Origin of the sequence: Bradyrhizobium sp. NBAIM08 (assembly GCF_020193935.1) — a bacterium.
GTDB lineage: Bacteria > Pseudomonadota > Alphaproteobacteria > Rhizobiales > Xanthobacteraceae > Bradyrhizobium > Bradyrhizobium yuanmingense.
Window position 1 is genome coordinate 912,258 of the sequence record NZ_JADYVR010000001.1, and the last position, 16,563, is coordinate 928,820.

Annotated in this window: 17 protein-coding genes; 8 read left to right on the forward strand and 9 right to left on the reverse strand. The window is 64.9% G+C overall.

Annotated features, from left to right (window positions below):
* The first annotated feature begins 103 nt into the window (after positions 1 to 103).
* On the forward strand, positions 104 to 1,492 hold the full coding sequence (locus I6F37_RS04485) for a serine hydrolase (protein WP_036010539.1): 1,389 nt from the start codon (positions 104 to 106) through the stop codon (positions 1,490 to 1,492).
* Here the strand turns inward: I6F37_RS04485 and I6F37_RS04490 are convergent.
* Entirely contained in the window at positions 1,479 to 3,047 is a 1,569-nt protein-coding gene (locus I6F37_RS04490; RefSeq protein WP_036010574.1) for a S10 family peptidase, read from the reverse strand. The genes I6F37_RS04485 and I6F37_RS04490 overlap by 14 nt on opposite strands.
* Before the next feature lie 253 nt (positions 3,048 to 3,300).
* Here I6F37_RS04490 and I6F37_RS04495 point away from each other — a divergent pair, with 253 nt between their 5' ends.
* The 3 genes from I6F37_RS04495 (at position 3,301) to I6F37_RS04505 (ending at position 5,325) form a co-directional block, all read left to right on the forward strand.
* Positions 3,301 to 4,080: an NAD kinase gene (locus I6F37_RS04495; RefSeq protein ID WP_036010536.1), complete on the forward strand. Its 780-nt coding sequence runs from the start codon at positions 3,301 to 3,303 to the stop codon at positions 4,078 to 4,080.
* Positions 4,081 to 4,172: 92 nt separating this feature from the next.
* Positions 4,173 to 4,718 (forward strand): response regulator, encoded by a 546-nt coding sequence (locus I6F37_RS04500; protein ID WP_011088265.1) that lies wholly within the window; start codon positions 4,173 to 4,175, stop codon positions 4,716 to 4,718.
* A 28-nt stretch (positions 4,719 to 4,746) separates the two neighbouring features.
* A complete protein-coding gene (locus I6F37_RS04505) occupies positions 4,747 to 5,325 on the forward strand; it encodes an Hpt domain-containing protein (RefSeq protein ID WP_036010531.1) in 579 nt (192 codons plus the stop codon).
* Positions 5,326 to 5,465: 140 nt separating this feature from the next.
* Here I6F37_RS04505 and I6F37_RS04510 read toward each other — a convergent pair whose 3' ends face one another.
* The 4 genes from I6F37_RS04510 to folE form a co-directional block, all read right to left on the reverse strand.
* Positions 5,466 to 6,641 (reverse strand): DUF2336 domain-containing protein, encoded by a 1,176-nt coding sequence (locus I6F37_RS04510; protein ID WP_036010529.1) that lies wholly within the window; start codon positions 6,639 to 6,641, stop codon positions 5,466 to 5,468.
* A 271-nt stretch (positions 6,642 to 6,912) separates the two neighbouring features.
* On the reverse strand, positions 6,913 to 7,932 hold the full coding sequence (locus I6F37_RS04515; RefSeq protein ID WP_109143316.1) for a transglycosylase SLT domain-containing protein: 1,020 nt from the start codon (positions 7,930 to 7,932) through the stop codon (positions 6,913 to 6,915).
* A gap of 214 nt (positions 7,933 to 8,146) precedes the next feature.
* Positions 8,147 to 8,569 (reverse strand): phosphoribosyl-AMP cyclohydrolase, encoded by a 423-nt coding sequence (gene hisI, locus I6F37_RS04520; RefSeq protein ID WP_036010523.1) that lies wholly within the window; start codon positions 8,567 to 8,569, stop codon positions 8,147 to 8,149.
* Between the two features lie 27 nt (positions 8,570 to 8,596).
* Positions 8,597 to 9,289 carry a GTP cyclohydrolase I FolE gene (folE, locus tag I6F37_RS04525; protein WP_036010520.1) on the reverse strand — a complete coding sequence of 231 codons (693 nt, stop codon included), beginning with the start codon at positions 9,287 to 9,289 and terminating at the stop codon, positions 8,597 to 8,599.
* Between the two features lie 253 nt (positions 9,290 to 9,542).
* On the opposite strand from folE, the gene I6F37_RS04530 reads away from it, so the two are divergent.
* Positions 9,543 to 9,998 (forward strand): iron-sulfur cluster assembly scaffold protein, encoded by a 456-nt coding sequence (locus I6F37_RS04530; RefSeq protein WP_036044037.1) that lies wholly within the window; start codon positions 9,543 to 9,545, stop codon positions 9,996 to 9,998.
* A 105-nt stretch (positions 9,999 to 10,103) separates the two neighbouring features.
* Here the strand turns inward: I6F37_RS04530 and I6F37_RS04535 are convergent, their stop codons facing one another.
* Positions 10,104 to 11,000 carry a hypothetical protein gene (locus I6F37_RS04535; RefSeq protein WP_036027720.1) on the reverse strand — a complete coding sequence of 299 codons (897 nt, stop codon included), beginning with the start codon at positions 10,998 to 11,000 and terminating at the stop codon, positions 10,104 to 10,106.
* A 255-nt stretch (positions 11,001 to 11,255) separates the two neighbouring features.
* Between I6F37_RS04535 and yidD the strand changes: the two genes are divergently transcribed.
* Together yidD and I6F37_RS04545 are read left to right on the forward strand one after the other, a co-directional pair.
* Positions 11,256 to 11,594, forward strand: coding sequence for a membrane protein insertion efficiency factor YidD (gene yidD, locus I6F37_RS04540; protein WP_225132638.1), 339 nt, complete (start codon positions 11,256 to 11,258; stop codon positions 11,592 to 11,594).
* Positions 11,595 to 11,683: 89 nt separating this feature from the next.
* Complete coding sequence (locus I6F37_RS04545) at positions 11,684 to 11,890, forward strand: hypothetical protein (RefSeq protein WP_036044035.1); 207 nt, start codon at positions 11,684 to 11,686, stop codon at positions 11,888 to 11,890.
* Here I6F37_RS04545 and I6F37_RS04550 read toward each other — a convergent pair whose 3' ends face one another.
* The gene (locus I6F37_RS04550) at positions 11,891 to 13,105 is read right to left on the reverse strand and encodes a hypothetical protein (protein ID WP_225139838.1); all 1,215 of its coding nucleotides are present in this window, start codon (positions 13,103 to 13,105) and stop codon (positions 11,891 to 11,893) included.
* Between the two features lie 2 nt (positions 13,106 to 13,107).
* Positions 13,108 to 14,475, reverse strand: a complete 1,368-nt coding sequence (locus I6F37_RS04555; RefSeq protein ID WP_109143312.1) for an APC family permease — start codon at positions 14,473 to 14,475, stop codon at positions 13,108 to 13,110.
* A gap of 360 nt (positions 14,476 to 14,835) precedes the next feature.
* Between I6F37_RS04555 and I6F37_RS04560 the strand changes: the two genes are divergently transcribed.
* Positions 14,836 to 16,155 carry an alpha/beta hydrolase gene (locus tag I6F37_RS04560; protein ID WP_225147499.1) on the forward strand — a complete coding sequence of 440 codons (1,320 nt, stop codon included), beginning with the start codon at positions 14,836 to 14,838 and terminating at the stop codon, positions 16,153 to 16,155.
* Positions 16,156 to 16,176: 21 nt separating this feature from the next.
* Here the strand turns inward: I6F37_RS04560 and I6F37_RS04565 are convergent, their stop codons facing one another.
* Positions 16,177 to 16,542, reverse strand: coding sequence for a hypothetical protein (locus tag I6F37_RS04565; RefSeq protein WP_036044032.1), 366 nt, complete (start codon positions 16,540 to 16,542; stop codon positions 16,177 to 16,179).
* Between the last annotated feature and the right edge of the window lie 21 nt (positions 16,543 to 16,563).

Below are 16,563 nucleotides of genomic sequence, written 5' to 3' on the forward strand. Positions count from 1 at the left end.
TCGCATCTTCGAACGACGCGAACGGGCACAACCTTTCAGGTTGTGCCCGTTCTGCTTTCTCGGCTAGCTTTCGCACCGACCTCCCTCGCAAACCGGTAGCGCAATGGACACGTGGCTGCGATCCGCGATCGACTACATCGGCTCCTGGATCGAATACCAGCTGACGACGATCCAGCAGCCGGGCGTCATCGTGGCTTTCGCCCATCGCGGCGAGGTCGTCGCCGAGCATGCGTTCGGCCTCGCCAATCTCGACACCGGCGAGAAGCTCACCCCGCGCCATCGCTTCCGCATCGCCTCGCACTCCAAGAGCTTTACCTCGGCTGGCATCATGAAGCTGCGCGAGCAGGGCAAGCTCCGGCTCGACGACCATGTCGGCCGATATGTCGGCGGCCTCGATCCGTGCGTCGCCGAGACCACGATCGCGCAAGTGCTGTCGCACAGCGCGGGGCTGACGCGCGACGGCGCCGATTCCGGCCAGTTCATCGACAGCCGTCCCTATCTCGATGCCAAGGAGCTGCTTGCAGAATTGAAGCTGCCGACCGCGATTGACCCCGGCACACGCTTCAAATATTCCAATCACGGCTTTGGCCTGCTCGGCCTCGTGATCGAAGCTGTTGCGAAGGAGCCCTACTCCGTCTGGATCAAGCGCGAGATCATTGCGCCCGCCGGCCTGCGCGAGACGGAGCCTGACGCACCGTTTCCCAAGGGCGCAGCGTTCGCGCGCGGCCACACGCGCAGGGTGCCCTTTGGCGAGCGTTGCGTGATCCCGGGCGACAATCCCGCCCATGCAATGGCATCTGCCGCAGGCTTCGTCGCCACCGCCGCCGACACCGCCCGCTTCTTCGCGCAGCTGGCGCCCAACGCGAAGAAGAGCGTGCTGTCGGTCGCCAGCCGCCGCGAGATGACGCGAAACCATTGGCGCATCCCGCAGAGCTTCGAGGCCTATTACGGCTTGGGCGTCAATGCCGGCAAGACCGATGGCTGGGACTGGTTCGGCCATGGCGGCGGCTTCCAGGGCTATATCTCGCGGACCTGCTCCATTCCCGCTTGCGAGCTTGCAATCAGCATCCTCAGCAACTCGATCGACGGCGCGGCGCCGTTCTGGATGGACGGCGCGATGCAGATCCTGCGCGTCTTCCAGACCCGCGGCGCCCCCGACCGGCGCGTGCGCGACTGGACCGGGCGCTGGTGGACGATCTGGGGCGCGACCGATCTCGTCCCCGCCGGCAACCGCGTGCTCGTCGCCAACCCGCAGTTCAACAACCCGTTCATGGATGCCGCCGAAATCGAAGTGACCGGCCGCGACACCGGCAAGCTCGCCTGGGCTGCCGGCTATTCCAGCCACGGCGAGCCGGTGCGCCGGGTCCGTGACAAGCGCGGCAAGATCAGCGACATCTGGATTGCCGGCGCGAACGTGAAGCCAAAAAAAGTCGTCGCACGCGAGATCGCGCGCCGGTATCCGCCGCGCAAGCGCCGGCCTACTCCCGAATGAGCGCCTCGACCTCGCTTCGGAACGCCTGCCGCGATCCGTCGCGCGAATAGAACATGTGGCCGCCGGGATAGACCACGAACTTCACGCGCTGCGTCACGAAGGCCGGCAACTGGTCGAGCACCCGCCTCGTTGCGAAATAGGGCGTGGCGAGATCGAACAGGCCGTGCGTGACCAGCACGTTCAGCTTCGCATCGGTGGCGAGGATCTGGCGCAGCTCGGAGACCGATTGCGGCGGGTTGATGCCGCGGCCGAAATCCCATTGACCTTCGACGGCGCCGTTCAGGACTTCATATGAGCCGCCGGGCCGCCAGTTGAGCTTGCGCGAGAGCACGTCGACCGCGGCGCTCGTCAGCGGTGCCTGGAGCGCATCGCCGGAGGGATCGCCGAAGCGCGAGCTGCTCGAATCCGGATAGGGATCGAAGCCGCGCACCGAGGCATCGTAGCGTCCGGTCACCTTGCCGTTCTTGCGGTCGAATTCGCGGCGGAATTCACCGACGTCGAAGCGGCCGGCGAGGCGGCGGCTCACCGCCTGGTCGATGCCGGTGAGTTCGGCGACCTTGTCGGCCAGACGCGTCGTTGCCTCCTTGTCCGCCTCGCCCCTGACGAGATCGGTCAGGAATTCGCCGCGCGCGTAAGCCTCGACGTCGGCGAGGTCGGCGCGCTTGACCGGACGTTTGGCTTCGCGCGCCACCGCGACATAGCTCGGCAAGGTCGCGACATATTGCAGGAGGCTCGTGCCGGTGAACTCGCGGAAATCCAGGAGCGGCGAGACCAGGATCAAGCCCCTGACGCCGACGCCGTGCTGGAGCTGCAACTGGCGCAAGACCTTGGGGCCGCGAATGCCGCCATAGCTTTCGCCGACGACGTATTTCGGCGAAGTCAGCCGCTCGTGCTTTTCGAGCCAGCGGCGGATCACGAGCGCGATCGAGTTGGCGTCGCCATCGACAGAGTAGAACGATTTGCGGGCATCCTCGCCGCTCGCCACGAAGCGGCTGTAGCCGGTGCTGACGGGGTCGATGAAGACGAGATCGGTGAAGTCGAGCCAGGTCTCCGCGTTCGGCTTCACCTCGGGCGAGGCCGACGGCGACAGGGCCTCGCCATCGAGCGGCAACCGCCACGGCCCGGCCGCGCCGAACTGAAGCCAGGCCGAGGACGCACCGGGCCCGCCGTTGAACAGGAACGTCACCGGACGCGTGGCGCGCTCGGCACCGTCGAGCTGGTAGGACGTATAGGCGATGTCGGCCAACGGCTCGCCTTTGCCATCGAACACGCGGATCGACCCGGCGGTGGCCGTGAAGTTGAGGGTCCGGCCGGGCAGATCGAGCGTCTGCTTCGTGGTCGAATCCGGCGGCAGACGGTGCGGCTCGGCCGCGGACGACGACGTCTGCGGCGCGCCTTGCGCGCCACCGCCGCGCCCACCCTTCTGTCCGGCCGGCGCGGCCGCCTCGGAGCGCGGCTGCGGCGCATCATCTGCGTGTGCAAGGCCGACGAACGCGAAAGCCGACACCGCCAACACCAGGCCCGCGCGGCGGAGCGCCGGCAAAGTCGTGACCATGATCATCCTCCGTGTCCGGCCGTGACCGCCGGGGAGTCAGAAAGGTAGCGCCAAATTACGACGGTTTGGGGAATCATTGGCGGTGCGGGCCCTGAAGCGGCCGGCCGGGTTCAAATTGCCCGGTTCTGTGCTTAAGTCCGGTTGGACCGTCCCCATTAGCTTTGGTGGGCGGTCATCCTCGACAATACGGGCCTACCTCGTATAGACGAGCCCGGCGGAACCTTCCTCGACCCAGCGGCCCTGCCGAGAAGCCATGACCAAGCCTGCGCGATACGACCGGATCGCCTTCGTCGCCAGCCCGAGCAACGAGGCGCAAGCCGCCTTTGGCCAGCTGACCAGGGACTATGGCAATTGCGATCCCGATGAGGCCGACGTGGTCGTCGCACTCGGCGGCGATGGGCTGATGCTGCAGACGCTGCACCACCATATGCGTACGGGAAAGCCGATTTACGGCATGCACCGCGGCACGGTCGGCTTCCTGATGAACGAGTACTCGACGCATGATCTGCGCCAACGGCTCGAGACGGCGCATGAATCCGAGATCAATCCGCTCCTGATGCGCGCGACCGACGTCAACGACCGCGTTCACCTGCACCACGCCATCAACGAGGTCTACTTATTCCGCCAGACCTCCCAGGCGGCGCGCTTGCGGATACTTATCGACGAGCGCGAACGCATGCCGGAGCTGATCGCCGATGGCATTATCGTCGCGACGCCGGCAGGCTCGACGGCCTATAACCTCTCCGCCCAAGGACCCATCCTCCCAATCAACGCCGCCCTGCTGGCGCTGACGCCAATCAGCGCCTTCCGGCCGCGGCGCTGGCGCGGCGCCCTCCTGCCCAATACCGCCTATGTCGTGATCGAGGTGCTGGAAGACGACAAGCGCCCCGTCGCAGCGGTCGCCGACCACGAGGAGGTGCGCAGGGTCCGGCGCGTCGAAGTGCTTTCGGACAAGAGCATCTCGATGCGGATGCTGTTCGACCCTGGCCACAGCCTGGAAGAGCGTATCCTGCGGGAGCAGTTCGGCTACTGAGTGTCCTGCCGGCCCACCCCTGGCCGCAACCCTTCGTTAACTCCCGGCACGATATGGTTAACGAAGGTTGACCCGCTTTTGGCCCGGGCGTCATGTTCCGTATCGACTTCAACAAGCTGCGCTTCCTCGTCTGCGACGACAATCCGCATATGCGCCGCATCCTGCGGACGCTGCTGCATTCGTTCGGCGCGCGCGAGGTTTATGAGGCCGAGGACGGCGCCACGGCGCTCGAAATGTACAGCCATTACGTGCCCGACATCGTCATCACCGACTGGGCCATGCCGATCTTCGACGGGCTCGAGCTCGCGCAGATGATCCGGCAGCCGGAATCCAAGGGCAATCCCTATGCACCGATCATCATGCTGACCGGACATTCGGAGAAACGTCGCGTCACGGTCGCGCGCGATGCCGGCGTCACCGAGTTTCTGGCCAAGCCGATCTCGGCCAAGGGGCTCTATCAGCGCATCCTCAACGTCGTCGCCAATCCCCGCCCCTTCATCAAGACCAAGACCTATTTCGGCCCCGACCGGCGCCGCAACACCAACTCCGCCTATATGGGCCCGGAGCGCCGCGTCGGCGAAAAGCACGAGGTGCTGCAGCAGCCCTCGCTGCTCGACAAGGCCCGCTCCACCATCTAGCGCAACCGCTTCAGACGAGGCAGGCATCATGGCGAAGAACAGCGCAAAGGACATCGAGGTCAAGGCCTTCGCCACGCACCAAGTCATCACGCAGCCCAATCCGCTGCGCAAGGTCCTGCGCCGCGTCGAAGAAAAAGACCTCGACGACCCGGTCGCCCGCGCCGAGCAGGCGCTCGCGAGCCTCTCCGGCGAGTTCAAGGACTGGATGGCGATCGAGGCCCAGCGACTGTACGCCGCCTGGACGGCCGTGCAGAACGACGGCTTCACGAAGAAACTGCGCGACGAGCTGTTTCACGCCGCGCATGACATCAAGGGGGATGCGGCGACATTCGGCTTTCCTTCAGCCGCAGGCATCGCCGAAAGCCTGTGCCGCGTCATCGAGCACGCGCCTGACCTGGAAAAGGTGCCGGCCGAGCTGTTCACGCACCACATCAACGCCATTCTCGCCATCGTGCACGAGAACACCAGGCTGGACAGGATCAGCGTCTCGGCCGAGCTCAGCCGCCGCCTGCGCAAGGTCGCCGATGATTATCTTGCCTACGTCAACCGCGACCGCCCCGAGCATCTCGAGGTGATCCTGGCGCCGAGCATCGCGCCGGCGGAATAAGGCCGAACTCTCTCCTCTCGTCATTGCGAACGCAGCGAAGCAATCCAGACTGTCCCCGCGGAGGGATTCTCGATTGCTTCGCTGCGCTCGCAATGACGGAGCCTGTCTCTCTTCCGGCCCGCCTTGTCGCGAGCTTCGAACTACGCCGCAATCAGATCGTCATAGAGCGGATCGACCACATCATCCGCGACAATCTCGTCGCAGAACAGCCGTGCCTCTTCGCGCGCGGACTCGGTGGCGAAGCGGCGCAGCAGGACCATGAGCGGCTCGGTGGCGCCGCGATCGGATTCGCAATGGGTGAGCACGCGTTCGACCATGCGCCGGCGCAGCCGCACCGCGCCGTCGTCGCTATCGACGAAGCCCTGCTCGTGGCAGGCATCGAGCGCGACCTGGAACGCCGCAAATGTCGCCTCCGGAAGCCCGGCGCGACGGAGCAGCGCGTGCACGCTGTTGCCGCCGCGCTCGTGCAGCAGCGCCGAGACGCGCGCGAGCGGCAGATCGGCGAGCTCGGCGAGTGCCGCATCGAACAAGCCCAGATTGCCGGACAGTAGTGCGCGCAGGATCAGGCCCGCGGTCAGCTGGCCGGTGATGCGCAAATGCCGGACCAGGCCCTGCATGTCATCGCCGCGCGAGCGCGCCGCGATGTTCATGGTGGAGCGATCGCGCGCCTCGATGGTGATGCGGTCGGCGCGGTCGGCGCTCAGCCAGTTCCGCGCCACGACGAATTGCGCCAGCGTCTCGGAGAGCTTTGCCACCAGCGCAGCACGCGTTGCAGCCGGCAGATCCTCCAGCACCAGCATCGCCTCGCGGATCGCGGCTAGATGGCCATGACGCTCGACGATCCGGTCCCAGGAGAACGGGGCGAGCTCGGCATGGGGATTCTCGATCAGCTCCAGCGCGGCAGCCGCGCAGCCGACTTCGGCGATCGCGGCGCACACCGACACCGGCAATGCGATGCGGCGCGCGACTGCGCATTGCACCTCCTCGCCGCCGGTCGCGACGATGTCGACGAGATCGGCGTCGATCAAGAGCGGGGAATGTTCGAGCACCGGCAGCGCGACCGTCGGCTGATCGGCCGACAGCGCCCGCACGATTGCGGCCGGCGCATCGAGGCTGCGGGCAAAAGCTTCAGCCATCGCCTGCCGCACCAGCGGCGAGGCATCGTCAAGCAGCATCAGAAGCGCGCCTTCGGCGGCGATGCGATCGTCTGCAGAAAGGTCCGAGATCAGCCAGGCCCGGGCCAGCGCCCGTGTTGCCTCGGCCCGCTCGCCTGCGGGTGCCGTCCTGATCCAATGAATGAACTGCCGAACAATCATGCTGCTTCCGGCTTACACAACAAACGAAAAACGATGACGCTCGTCACCTGCAACACAAAATAAACCACGACGCTTAACAAAGCGTTCACCATAACTGGCTGGTTTTATTGATGATTTGTTAAGGGAACAAAGCCGCCTGGCAGGAGTGCCCCCGGACGCAGCGCAGCACGCAAGTGATGCGCTGCTGAGCCGGGGCCCAGATGATCGAGAGCAGTTTTGTTGCATGGGTCCTGGCTCTGCGCCGCAGCGCGTCCGGGACACGAGATCTCGGCTAGCTCGAGAACGTGCCGCTGCGATCACTGAAGAGATCGAGCGGTTGCGGCGGCCGCACGTCCGGCGTCGCCGCTGCGACCGAGGTGAGCGAGGCATTGTTGCCCCATAGTTTCTGCACCGTGGTCGAGACCGGCTGCGTGGCATCGCCGGGTTGATAGATCGAACGAAACACCGGCGTGCCCGTCGGATTGTCCGCGACATGTGTCGACGACGTCGCGCTGACGGGCGTCACTGTGCGGGCATTCGGGAAGGTCTGGAGATAGGCGGCGTTGTCCACGACAGGCGCAGTGGGCACCACTGCATTGGCACTCGCGACCTGCGTGGTCGAAGGCGTGGCGCCATACATCGCCATCGCGCTGCGGGTTACCTTTGAATTGGCCGCGCTGGCATAGCGGCTGTCCAGGACCGAATAGACCTCGGAGACGCTGCGGGCGCGGCCGTCCTTGGCGTAGAAGATCGGGCGGTTGGCGGCCGCCGCGTTGGGAAACAGCCGCGCGCCGACGGCTTGCGGATTGTCCTCGGCATTGGCGATCAATTTCGCCGCGCCGCGGACGCCCATGAAATGGGCCATGTAGAGTTCGCTGTCGCTCGGCCTGCGCCCGAGCAGGCCGGTGAGCTTGAAGCTGTTCGACTGCGTCAGCGCCGCGGCCATGGCGGAAGCGGCTTCGGGATCGTCGCGCAGCTTCATGATCGACCGCTTCTTGACGGGATCGTCGACGGTGTAGGTCCCCGATGACGTCCTGGTGATGGCGTCGGCGTAGCTGCCATAGCCGAGCTGGGCACCCGCTTCCTTCACCGTGCCGAGCCAGGTCTGGTCGATGAACTGGTAGAGCCCCTGCGCGGACGAGGTGGTGGCGGCGGCCGTCGGATTGAAGTCCGATTCCATCTTGGCCGTGGTCAGCATGTACTGGAAGCTGACGCCTGTGACGTTCGAGGCCTGCTTGATCGCACCGGCGACACGCGCGCGCGACGGATCAAGGCCGGCCGTCTGCGTGGCACTGAAACTGTCGATCGACATGGTGGAGGGCCCGCCCCGCGCGGCGCTGAGCGACGCCGGCAATTCGGCGCCCGTCGTCTCACCGTGGGACAGCTATGGTTAATGCGGGGTTAATTGATGCTACGCGTCATTCCGGGGCATCGCGAAGCGATGAGCCCGGAATCCATTGAGCTGCGCGTGATACCTTGCGATGGATTCCGGGTTCGCGCTCCGCGCGCCCCGGAATGACAGCGAGCTATTTCTTGTAGACCGCGTCTGGATCGAACAGCCGGTCAGCCTCAGTGAAGACCAATCTTGCTCCCCCACCCTCGGCCTCGACCTTGCGGTAGAAGCACGACCGCCGGCCGGTATGGCAGGCCGCGCCGATCTGCTCGATGCGGATCCAGACCGCATCCTGATCGCAATCGGTGCGCATCTCGACCACGCGCTGAGTCTGACCCGACGTCTCACCTTTTCGCCACAACGCATTGCGCGAGCGGCTGAAATACCAGGCTTCGCCGGTCGCAATGGTCTTGCGCAGCGCCTCCTCGTTCATGTGCGCGACCATCAGCACGTCGCCGGTGGCGACGTCGGTGGCGACGACCGTCACGAGGCCAGCGGCATCAAATCTGGGCAGGAAGGCGAGGCCCTCCTCGATCTCATGGGAATGAGCGGACACAGCAACTCTCGCCGGTTTGTCGCGAGGTCAGCGCGTCGTGCCTCGCACCAGGGACAGGAAACGGGCCTGCTCCGCCGGATTGTCGCGGAACATGCCGGTGAAGCGGCTGGTGAAAGTAGAGGCGCCATGCTTGGCGACGCCGCGCACCGACATGCAGGTATGCTCGGCCTCGATCAGCACGGCAACGCCGCGAGGCTTGAGGACCTCGTCGATCGCGGCGGCGATCTGCGCGGTCAGGTGCTCCTGGGTCTGGAGCCGGCGGGCGAAGATGTCGGTCAAGCGGGCCAGCTTGGACAGGCCGACGACGCGCTCCACCGGCGTATAGGCGATGTGCGCCTTGCCGTAGAACGGCATCATGTGATGCTCGCATTGCGAGGTGAACTCGATGTCGCGAACCAGCACGAAATCGTCATAGCCCGCCGTCTCGCCGAAGGTGCGGTCGAGGACCTCGGCCGGGCACTGGTGATAACCCTGATAGAGCTCGTCGAAAGCCTCGACGACGCGGCGCGGCGTGTCGAGCAGGCCCTCGCGCTCGGTGTTCTCGCCGATATAGGCGAGCAGCGTCTTCACCGCCGCTTCCGCCTCGGCGCGCGCGGGGCGCGGCTGGTCGGCGCGGACGGCGGCCGCGAGGAATTCGGCAGGATCAAGCTCGGCCGGGCGGCTCTCGGGCTGCCGGTCGGAGGGCTTGCCCGGGCGGATGGATTTGATTGCAGCGTCCATATCTTCTCCGTTCGACGGCCTAACGGCCGGAGTGTCACCGGCAGACGGGGCGGCCAAGCCGCCGGACGCCTGAACAGAACAGTTTCGGAGCAAAAGTCCCGAGGTCACAACGCCGGCAGCCTAGATCTGGATCACCGCCACCGCATCCCTGGACTGTTTTTCCACCAGTTCCGCCCCTATATAGGACCGTGGGCGGCGCCCGCCAAGGCCGATCCGGCCTGGAAGCGGGTGTGGACGCGTTGGACTCCATCACATGCTGAACGACATCTACAACAAGCGGATCATCGAGCTGGCCGGGAATATTCCGCGGCTCGGACGGTTGGCGGACCCCGATGCCTCCGCCACCGCCCATTCCAAGCTGTGCGGCTCGACCGTGAAGGTCGATCTCAAGATGAACGGGGATACCGTCACCGACTTCGCCCATGACGTGAAGGCCTGCGCTTTGGGCCAGGCCTCTTCATCCATCATGGCAAGTCACGTGGTCGGCTCGACTGCGAGCGAACTCCGTGAGTTACGCGAAACCGTTCGCAAGATGCTGAAGGAGAATGGTGCGCCTCCTCAAGGAAAATGGGAGGAGATCAAGTTCCTCGAGCCGGTCCGCGACTACAAGGCGCGCCATGCCTCGACGCTTCTCACCTTCGATGCCGTGGTTGATGCCATCGGCCAGATCGAGGCCAGAACCAAGCAGCCGGCCGCAGCGCAAGGCTGACCCCCTCTCCGTCATTCCGGGCGAACTTGCGCACCCCAGGTACGCACTTGCTCACCAAGGTTCGCGCTGACGCGCGCCCCGGGATGACTACCGAGATTTAAGAGCTTACTTCGGCGCCGCCGCAGCAGCCGGTGTGGCAACACTACCGGTCGGCACCAGGGCTTCCGCCGTCTTGGTCGACTTGGAAGCCTGCTCCGGTTCCGCGCCGAACCTCGCCTGCGTCTTCGGTGCAAGCTCCGCCATTGCCGGCGCCGAGATATCCACGTGCGGGAGCACGTCAGCCACGAGATCGGTCGTAACCAGATTGGTGAGCTTGAGCTCGCCGGCATCGAGCTCGTGCAGGTCCTCCCAAGGCGGGACGCTGAGCGCAAGCGACAACAGATCCCCGGCGCCACCCATATCGAAGGTGTATTTGGCGAGGCGCCCGATGTCGCGCTCCACGATCATCAGGTCCTGCGCGCTATAGCTCGCCGCCTTGGCATCATCGGCGCGGTCGCCCATCCAGATCTGGTGAACCCGAACATGAGCGGCTTCCGGCACGTAACGCTTCTTGCCGGCCAGCAGCAGGAAGGCGCACATGGATTCGCAATACGCTTCCGGCGCGACGGCCGGCCGTGTCGACGGCCCGCCGCGGAGGCTCACGCCGACCGTGGTCAAAAGCCCGAGATTGCGGAAGCGCCGGCCGAGCGTGATCGCGTCATTGACGGAGCCGCCGCTGGAATCGAGCACTACGGTGGCGCCGCCGAGCTGGCGGCCGCGCGAAAACTCTTCGAATTCTTTGGGCGTATCGGCGGTGATGATGCCGACCGCGCTGATCCAGCCGCGGCAGTTCGGCTCGCAGGCGACCCAGCTGAACTTCATCGGCAGCTTGCGCTCTTCGAGGGCAGCGCCGGCGCGGGCCGACGATCCGAATGTTGCGACAGCGCCAGCCAGCGCGACTCCGCAGACGGCGGTTCCCACCAGCAACCAGCCGCGAAGTTTAAGGGAGTTCAGAAGTCTCAATCTGGTTCCTTCCCCAAGCCCCAAAGCCCCAAGGTCCCCAAACAATCCCCGGTGGCGCTACCTGAGTCCATCATACAGGCGTATGTTTCTACACACGACCGTCATAAAAATGGTATCCGGGCGAATACAGATCGTCCACAGATACTTGCTGCACTGCTCCCAAAAAACACGCAAAATATGGCGTGGAAACAACAACTTATGGTTCCCTGCACCGGAACCGGGCAAAGCTTCGCTCAACATCGCAGCACAACGCACATGAAGCATTCAGCCTGCCAGCGCTGTTCCAGTTCCGTCGATGGTGTGCTCCGGCTGCCGCGCAGATTCGGCCGTGCACTGATCTGGCTGTATCGCCACACGCTGTCACCTCTGGTCGGTTACAATTGCCGGCACCTGCCGACCTGCTCCGTCTATGGCGATGAGGCAATCGAACGGTTCGGGCTGTGGGCCGGCGGCTGGATGACGCTCGCGCGCCTGCTCCGTTGCCATCCCTTCGGCACGTCCGGCATCGACAACGTGCCTCTCACGGCGCCCAAAGGCGCACGCTGGTATCTGCCCTGGCGCTATGGCCGCTGGCGCGGAGTTAACGCGTACTGACCTGCGGTGCTCTGAACAGCGCCGCCCTGACCGGAACCTTAGACTTTCCGCCCGCGTTGTCTTGATGCTCCCCACGGGAGGAAACAACAATGCGCTGGAAAATCAGCCCGCATTTTCACGTCAAGCCCGGTCCGAATCTCGATCACAGGGCACACGATCCAAGAACCATCGACCTGCTCGCCATCATCGCTTTGCTTGCGCTCGTCCTCGGCTCAGGCTGGTATCTTGAGAGGAGCCTTGCAACACAGCCGAGCACGACGACGTTCATCGTGCCGAGCCAGAGCGTGCATTGGTAGTCACCGGAACCAGTAGAACCGTCCCTGTGACGGAGGGATCGACTCCGGCGGTCGTAGCCGCTTCGGGCGCGGCGGCTTTGGCGCCGGCTCGGCGGCCGAAGTGGTCTCTGCAGCCGGTGCGGTCTCGCTGCCCGGCACCTTCACCGCCAGCAGCAAATTCGATTCACGCATGCGCCAGCGATAGCCGACGCCGAAATCGATTGGCTGGGCGCGCGTGAACAGCTCGGCGTAGCGCTCCTGGTAGCGGCCGGGGAATTCGTCGATGGGGCCGAGATAGCGGCCGAACGGGAAGAACCGCCATTGCCGCGCATTGTAGTTCGCAAGCGGAATGCCGGAATCGTCCTGGATGATGGTGGCGCTGTTGGCGAGCAACCAGTCGCGTGCGACGGTGAAATTGCCGGAGTGCAACAAGTAGGACGCACTCTTGAGCAGGCTGTTGCCGGGCCCGAGCGTCTCGCAGAATTTCAGGAAGCCCGCGGCACGTGCGCCGGAATTGGAGAGGTCGGTTGCGAAATAATACAGCGTACGCGCTTCCCCGTCGCTGCCGGCAAAGCTGATGCGGACGCCGCGCGTCGCGTTCCGTCCGGGATTGTCGCCGCCGACATGTAGCCCGCCCTTGTCGTCGAGCGCGATCATCTCGACGTTGCGGATGGTCTTGCCGGAGCGGGCGAGGAAGACATAGAGGATCGGCAAGGTGCCGTTGACCTGGTTGGCGCTCAGGTCGACCTTCATCTGCTTGGTGATGAAGAACGAGAAGCTCAGGATCGAGCCGAGCGAGCGTTCGACGTTGTAGAGCGCAGCGCCGACCGAACCACGCGGCAGCCGCGTCAAATCGGGCACCGCACCGACCGGCTCCAGCGCGCCGAGCACGTAGGTGCTGGCTTTGGGATAGAAGGTGTTGGCGTAGAGGAAATCGGGGCCGCTGAACAAATAGAACATGGTCGGTCGGGGCGCGGCCAGATTGAGGTCGGCCCAGCTGCGGATCTTCGAGAGCTGACGCTGCTCGAGCTGAGCGAAGGCGCCGTCGAAGAATTTGGCGTGACGCTGCCAGGCCGGGTCCCTGGTGAGCGGCACCAGCGGCGAGTCCGCCGAAGGCTGCATGCCCGCAAGGAAGCGCGCCGTGTCATCGAAGGTGACGTCTGCGGCACGCGCGGACGAGACGGCCGCAGCCAGGAGGACGAAAGCAACGGCCGCAATTCTCAGGGGGCGGAGCATGTCTATTCGCGATGCGGTGATGCGGCAGCGACGACGGGCCGCCTGCGGAAAACAGCGTAAATCAAAAGGCCGGAGAGCATGACGAGCATTCCCGACAGCGACTGAAGCGGCCGCTCCGTCAGAAGGTAGTACATCATGAACGCGGTCACGAGCAGAAACACGAGCGGCGTGAACGGGTATCCCCAGGCGCGATAGGGCCGCGGCAGATCGGGATCGGTGATCCGCAGCTTGATGACGCCGGCGACCGTGAAGAACGAGCAGAACAACAGCGCGAACTGGATGAAATCGAGCACCGCCTCGAAGCTGCGCGTGAACAACAGAAGATTGGCGATGGCCAGTTGGAACAGGATGGCATAGGCCGGCGCGCCGCTCACGGACCGCTTGGAGAAAACGCGCAAGGCGGGAATGTCCTCCCCCATCGTCATCATCACGCGCGGGCCGATCCACATCATCGCGCTGATCGAAGAGATCAGACCGAAGCAAATCATGGCGCCGACGATCCGACCGCCGAGGGTGCCGAAGATCGCCGTGCCGGCGACACTGGCGACGTCGAGCTGGCCGGCGAGCGCGCTGACCGGCGCCGAATGGAGAAATACCGCGTTCAGCGCGACATACAGCACGAGCACGATCAGCGTGCCCGCGAGCAGCGCGCGCGGCAGGTTCCGTTGCGGCGTCTTCATCTCGCCGATGATGTAGGTGGCGGCATTCCAGCCCGAGAACGAATACATCACGAAGACGAGCCCGATGGCGAACGGCGCGCTGACGATGTGAGCGATATCGCCGGGCTGCGGCGTGAAGCTGATCGGCTGCGGCACGGCGATGACGAAGCCGGCGACCAGGAAGCCGACGATCAGCACGACCTTGAGGACGGTCGAGATCAACTGGAACGTGGATGAGTGCCTGACGCCGGTCAGTTGCACCAGCGAAACCAGCCACACCACGCCGATGGCGAGCGGAATCGCCGGCAGATCGGGTACAACCGACTTGGCATATTCCCCGAACGCCATCGCGGCGAGCGCGACCGGCGCCGCGAAGCCGACCGTGGCCGACACCCAGCCGGCGAGGAAGCCGAAGGCCGGGTGATAGGCACGGCCGAGGAAATTGTACTCGCCGCTCGAGCGCGGAAACATCGCGCCCAACTCGCTGTACGCGAACACACCGCACAGCGCGACGACGCCGCCGACCGTCCAGAGCAGCAGGATCGAGAAGCCGGACGGGATGTCCTTGACCTGGAAGCCGAGGCTGGTGAAGACGCCGACCCCGATCATGTCGGCGACGACGATGGCGGTGGCGACCGGAACGGAGACCCCGGCCCCCCTCCCGGTCAGCCGGTCCGTCCAGGGCGGGGTACCCGCATCTGATGCCGTCATCGGGGTCCTTAACCTCAGGCGCTTCGCCTAATGGGCCGATCGTGCACTTTGGCCCAGTCAATTCAAGCAGGGTTAACAAGGGTTAAATGAGGCAACGGAGGTAGGTACCTGACCACCGCCTAGGCGCTTCTTTGGACGATGTCTCTGGATGCACCCGGGATTGTCCGTTCCGCTCCCCCACAATCAGGACACGATTGCATGGTCCTTTCGAGCGTTCCGGATGTGGGGAAGTTTCTCCGGACGCTTAACGTCGCCTAAACGCCAGTCGGCTCAATTGTTTCAAGTTTGCCGATGGACGTGTGACTTGGACGTGTGACCTGGGACGTAAGACTTGGGTCGTGACTTTGGGGTCATGGGTGGATGGCCGGGGCCGCTCCTAAACTGAGAGCTGATGATCGTGCCGATCGGACAATGTCCGGTCGGCATGATCGTGCGCTCCGGGCCGCTCTAATCTCAGTCATGGTGCCGTTGTCGCTGACGCTGGTTCAATGCGGCAAGGCGCCGGATCCGGCGGCGCTGGCGGCGAACTCCCAGGCGAATGTCCAGGTGGTCGCCAAGACCAATTCGCAGAGCTCGAACGCGCACCTGGCAAGCGGCGACACGTTCGAGGACCGCTTCCCTGCCCCGCAGTTCAGGGAGCGCTTTCCCTCGGCGAGTGAGAGCTTCCTGCAGCGGCAGATGTCGGACTTCTCGCCCAAGCGCGCCGTGCAGTCTCAGCCGGAGCAGGCGTCCTACAAGGTGGCCTCGCTCGAGCCGCAAGTGCCGTACAAGCGCCCCGCCCGCGAGGATCTGACGACACTCGTCAGCATGAAGTCGTCGGCCTTTCCCTATTTCGGCAACAACCCCGCCTCCGACGCGCCCTTCCTCAACATCTCCAAGGGCGACCGCCGCGGCCACCGCAGCTATTCCGGCCGCGTCTACTGGCAGGACGAGACCTACAGCGACAGCCGCGTGCTGGTGCACGTGCCCGAGCATTTCGACCTGCGCAAGCCGGGCGTGATCGTGGTGTTCTTCCACGGCAATGGCGCAACGCTCGAGCGCGACGTCCGCGACCGGCAGATGGTGCCGAAACAGGTCACCGATTCCGGCGCCAACGCGATCCTGCTCGCGCCGCAGATGGCGGTCGACGCCGCCGATTCCAGCGCCGGAAAATTCTGGCAGCCGGGCGGCTTCAAGCGCTTCATGGCGGAATCGGCCGACCATCTTGCGCGCCTCACCGGCGATCCCAACAGCGCGCGCGCCTTCGCCAACATGCCGATCGTGATCGTCGGCTATAGCGGCGGCTTCCTGCCGACGGCCTGGAGCCTCGAGGTCGGCGGCATCAGCGACCGCGTGCGCGGCGTGGTGCTGCTCGATGCCGTCTATGGCGAGATGGACAAATTCGCGTCCTGGATCGAGAACCACCGTTCCGGCTTCTTCGTCAGCGCCTACACCCGCCACACCGCGCGGCGCGACCGCGAGCTGATGAGCATGCTCCGCCAGAAGGGCATCAGCGTCGCCGAGGACATGGACGGGCCGCTACGACCCGGCAGCGTGGTGTTCGTGGAGACCGGCGAGGGCATCACCCATCGCGACTACGTCACGCGCGCTTGGACGCGCGATCCGCTCAAGGACGTGCTGGTGAAGATGGCGGCGACGCCGTCGCTCGCGCTGACGCGCGTCGCCTCCACAAATCCCTAGCCGGGATATCAGTTCCCAATATCAGTTCCTGGGCAGCTTCGGAATGCTCTCGGCAAAGCCGTTGAAGCAGGCCAGCCGCTCGTCCTCTTCCTTGAAGAAGCGGCAGTCGGCATAGCCCTTGGCCTTGGCCGGCTTCGGCTTCGGCGCCGGCGGGATCACGGCGTCGTAGCAATTGAGGCGATCCTTGGTGCCATCGTCGATGTCGAGGCAGGCTTGGAGGCGGACCGCGATCGATTGCGGCTTGCCCTTTGGAGCAGCGACAGCCTCCTTGGCGCCTTTCGGCTTGACCTGCACCAGCGGCTTGTCCCCCACCATGGGTGGCTTCTCGGTCTGCGCAAATGCGGAGGCTGAATAGAGCACCGCGGCAACCGCCAGAATCATCCTCATCTCAGTCAACTCTCTTTGATC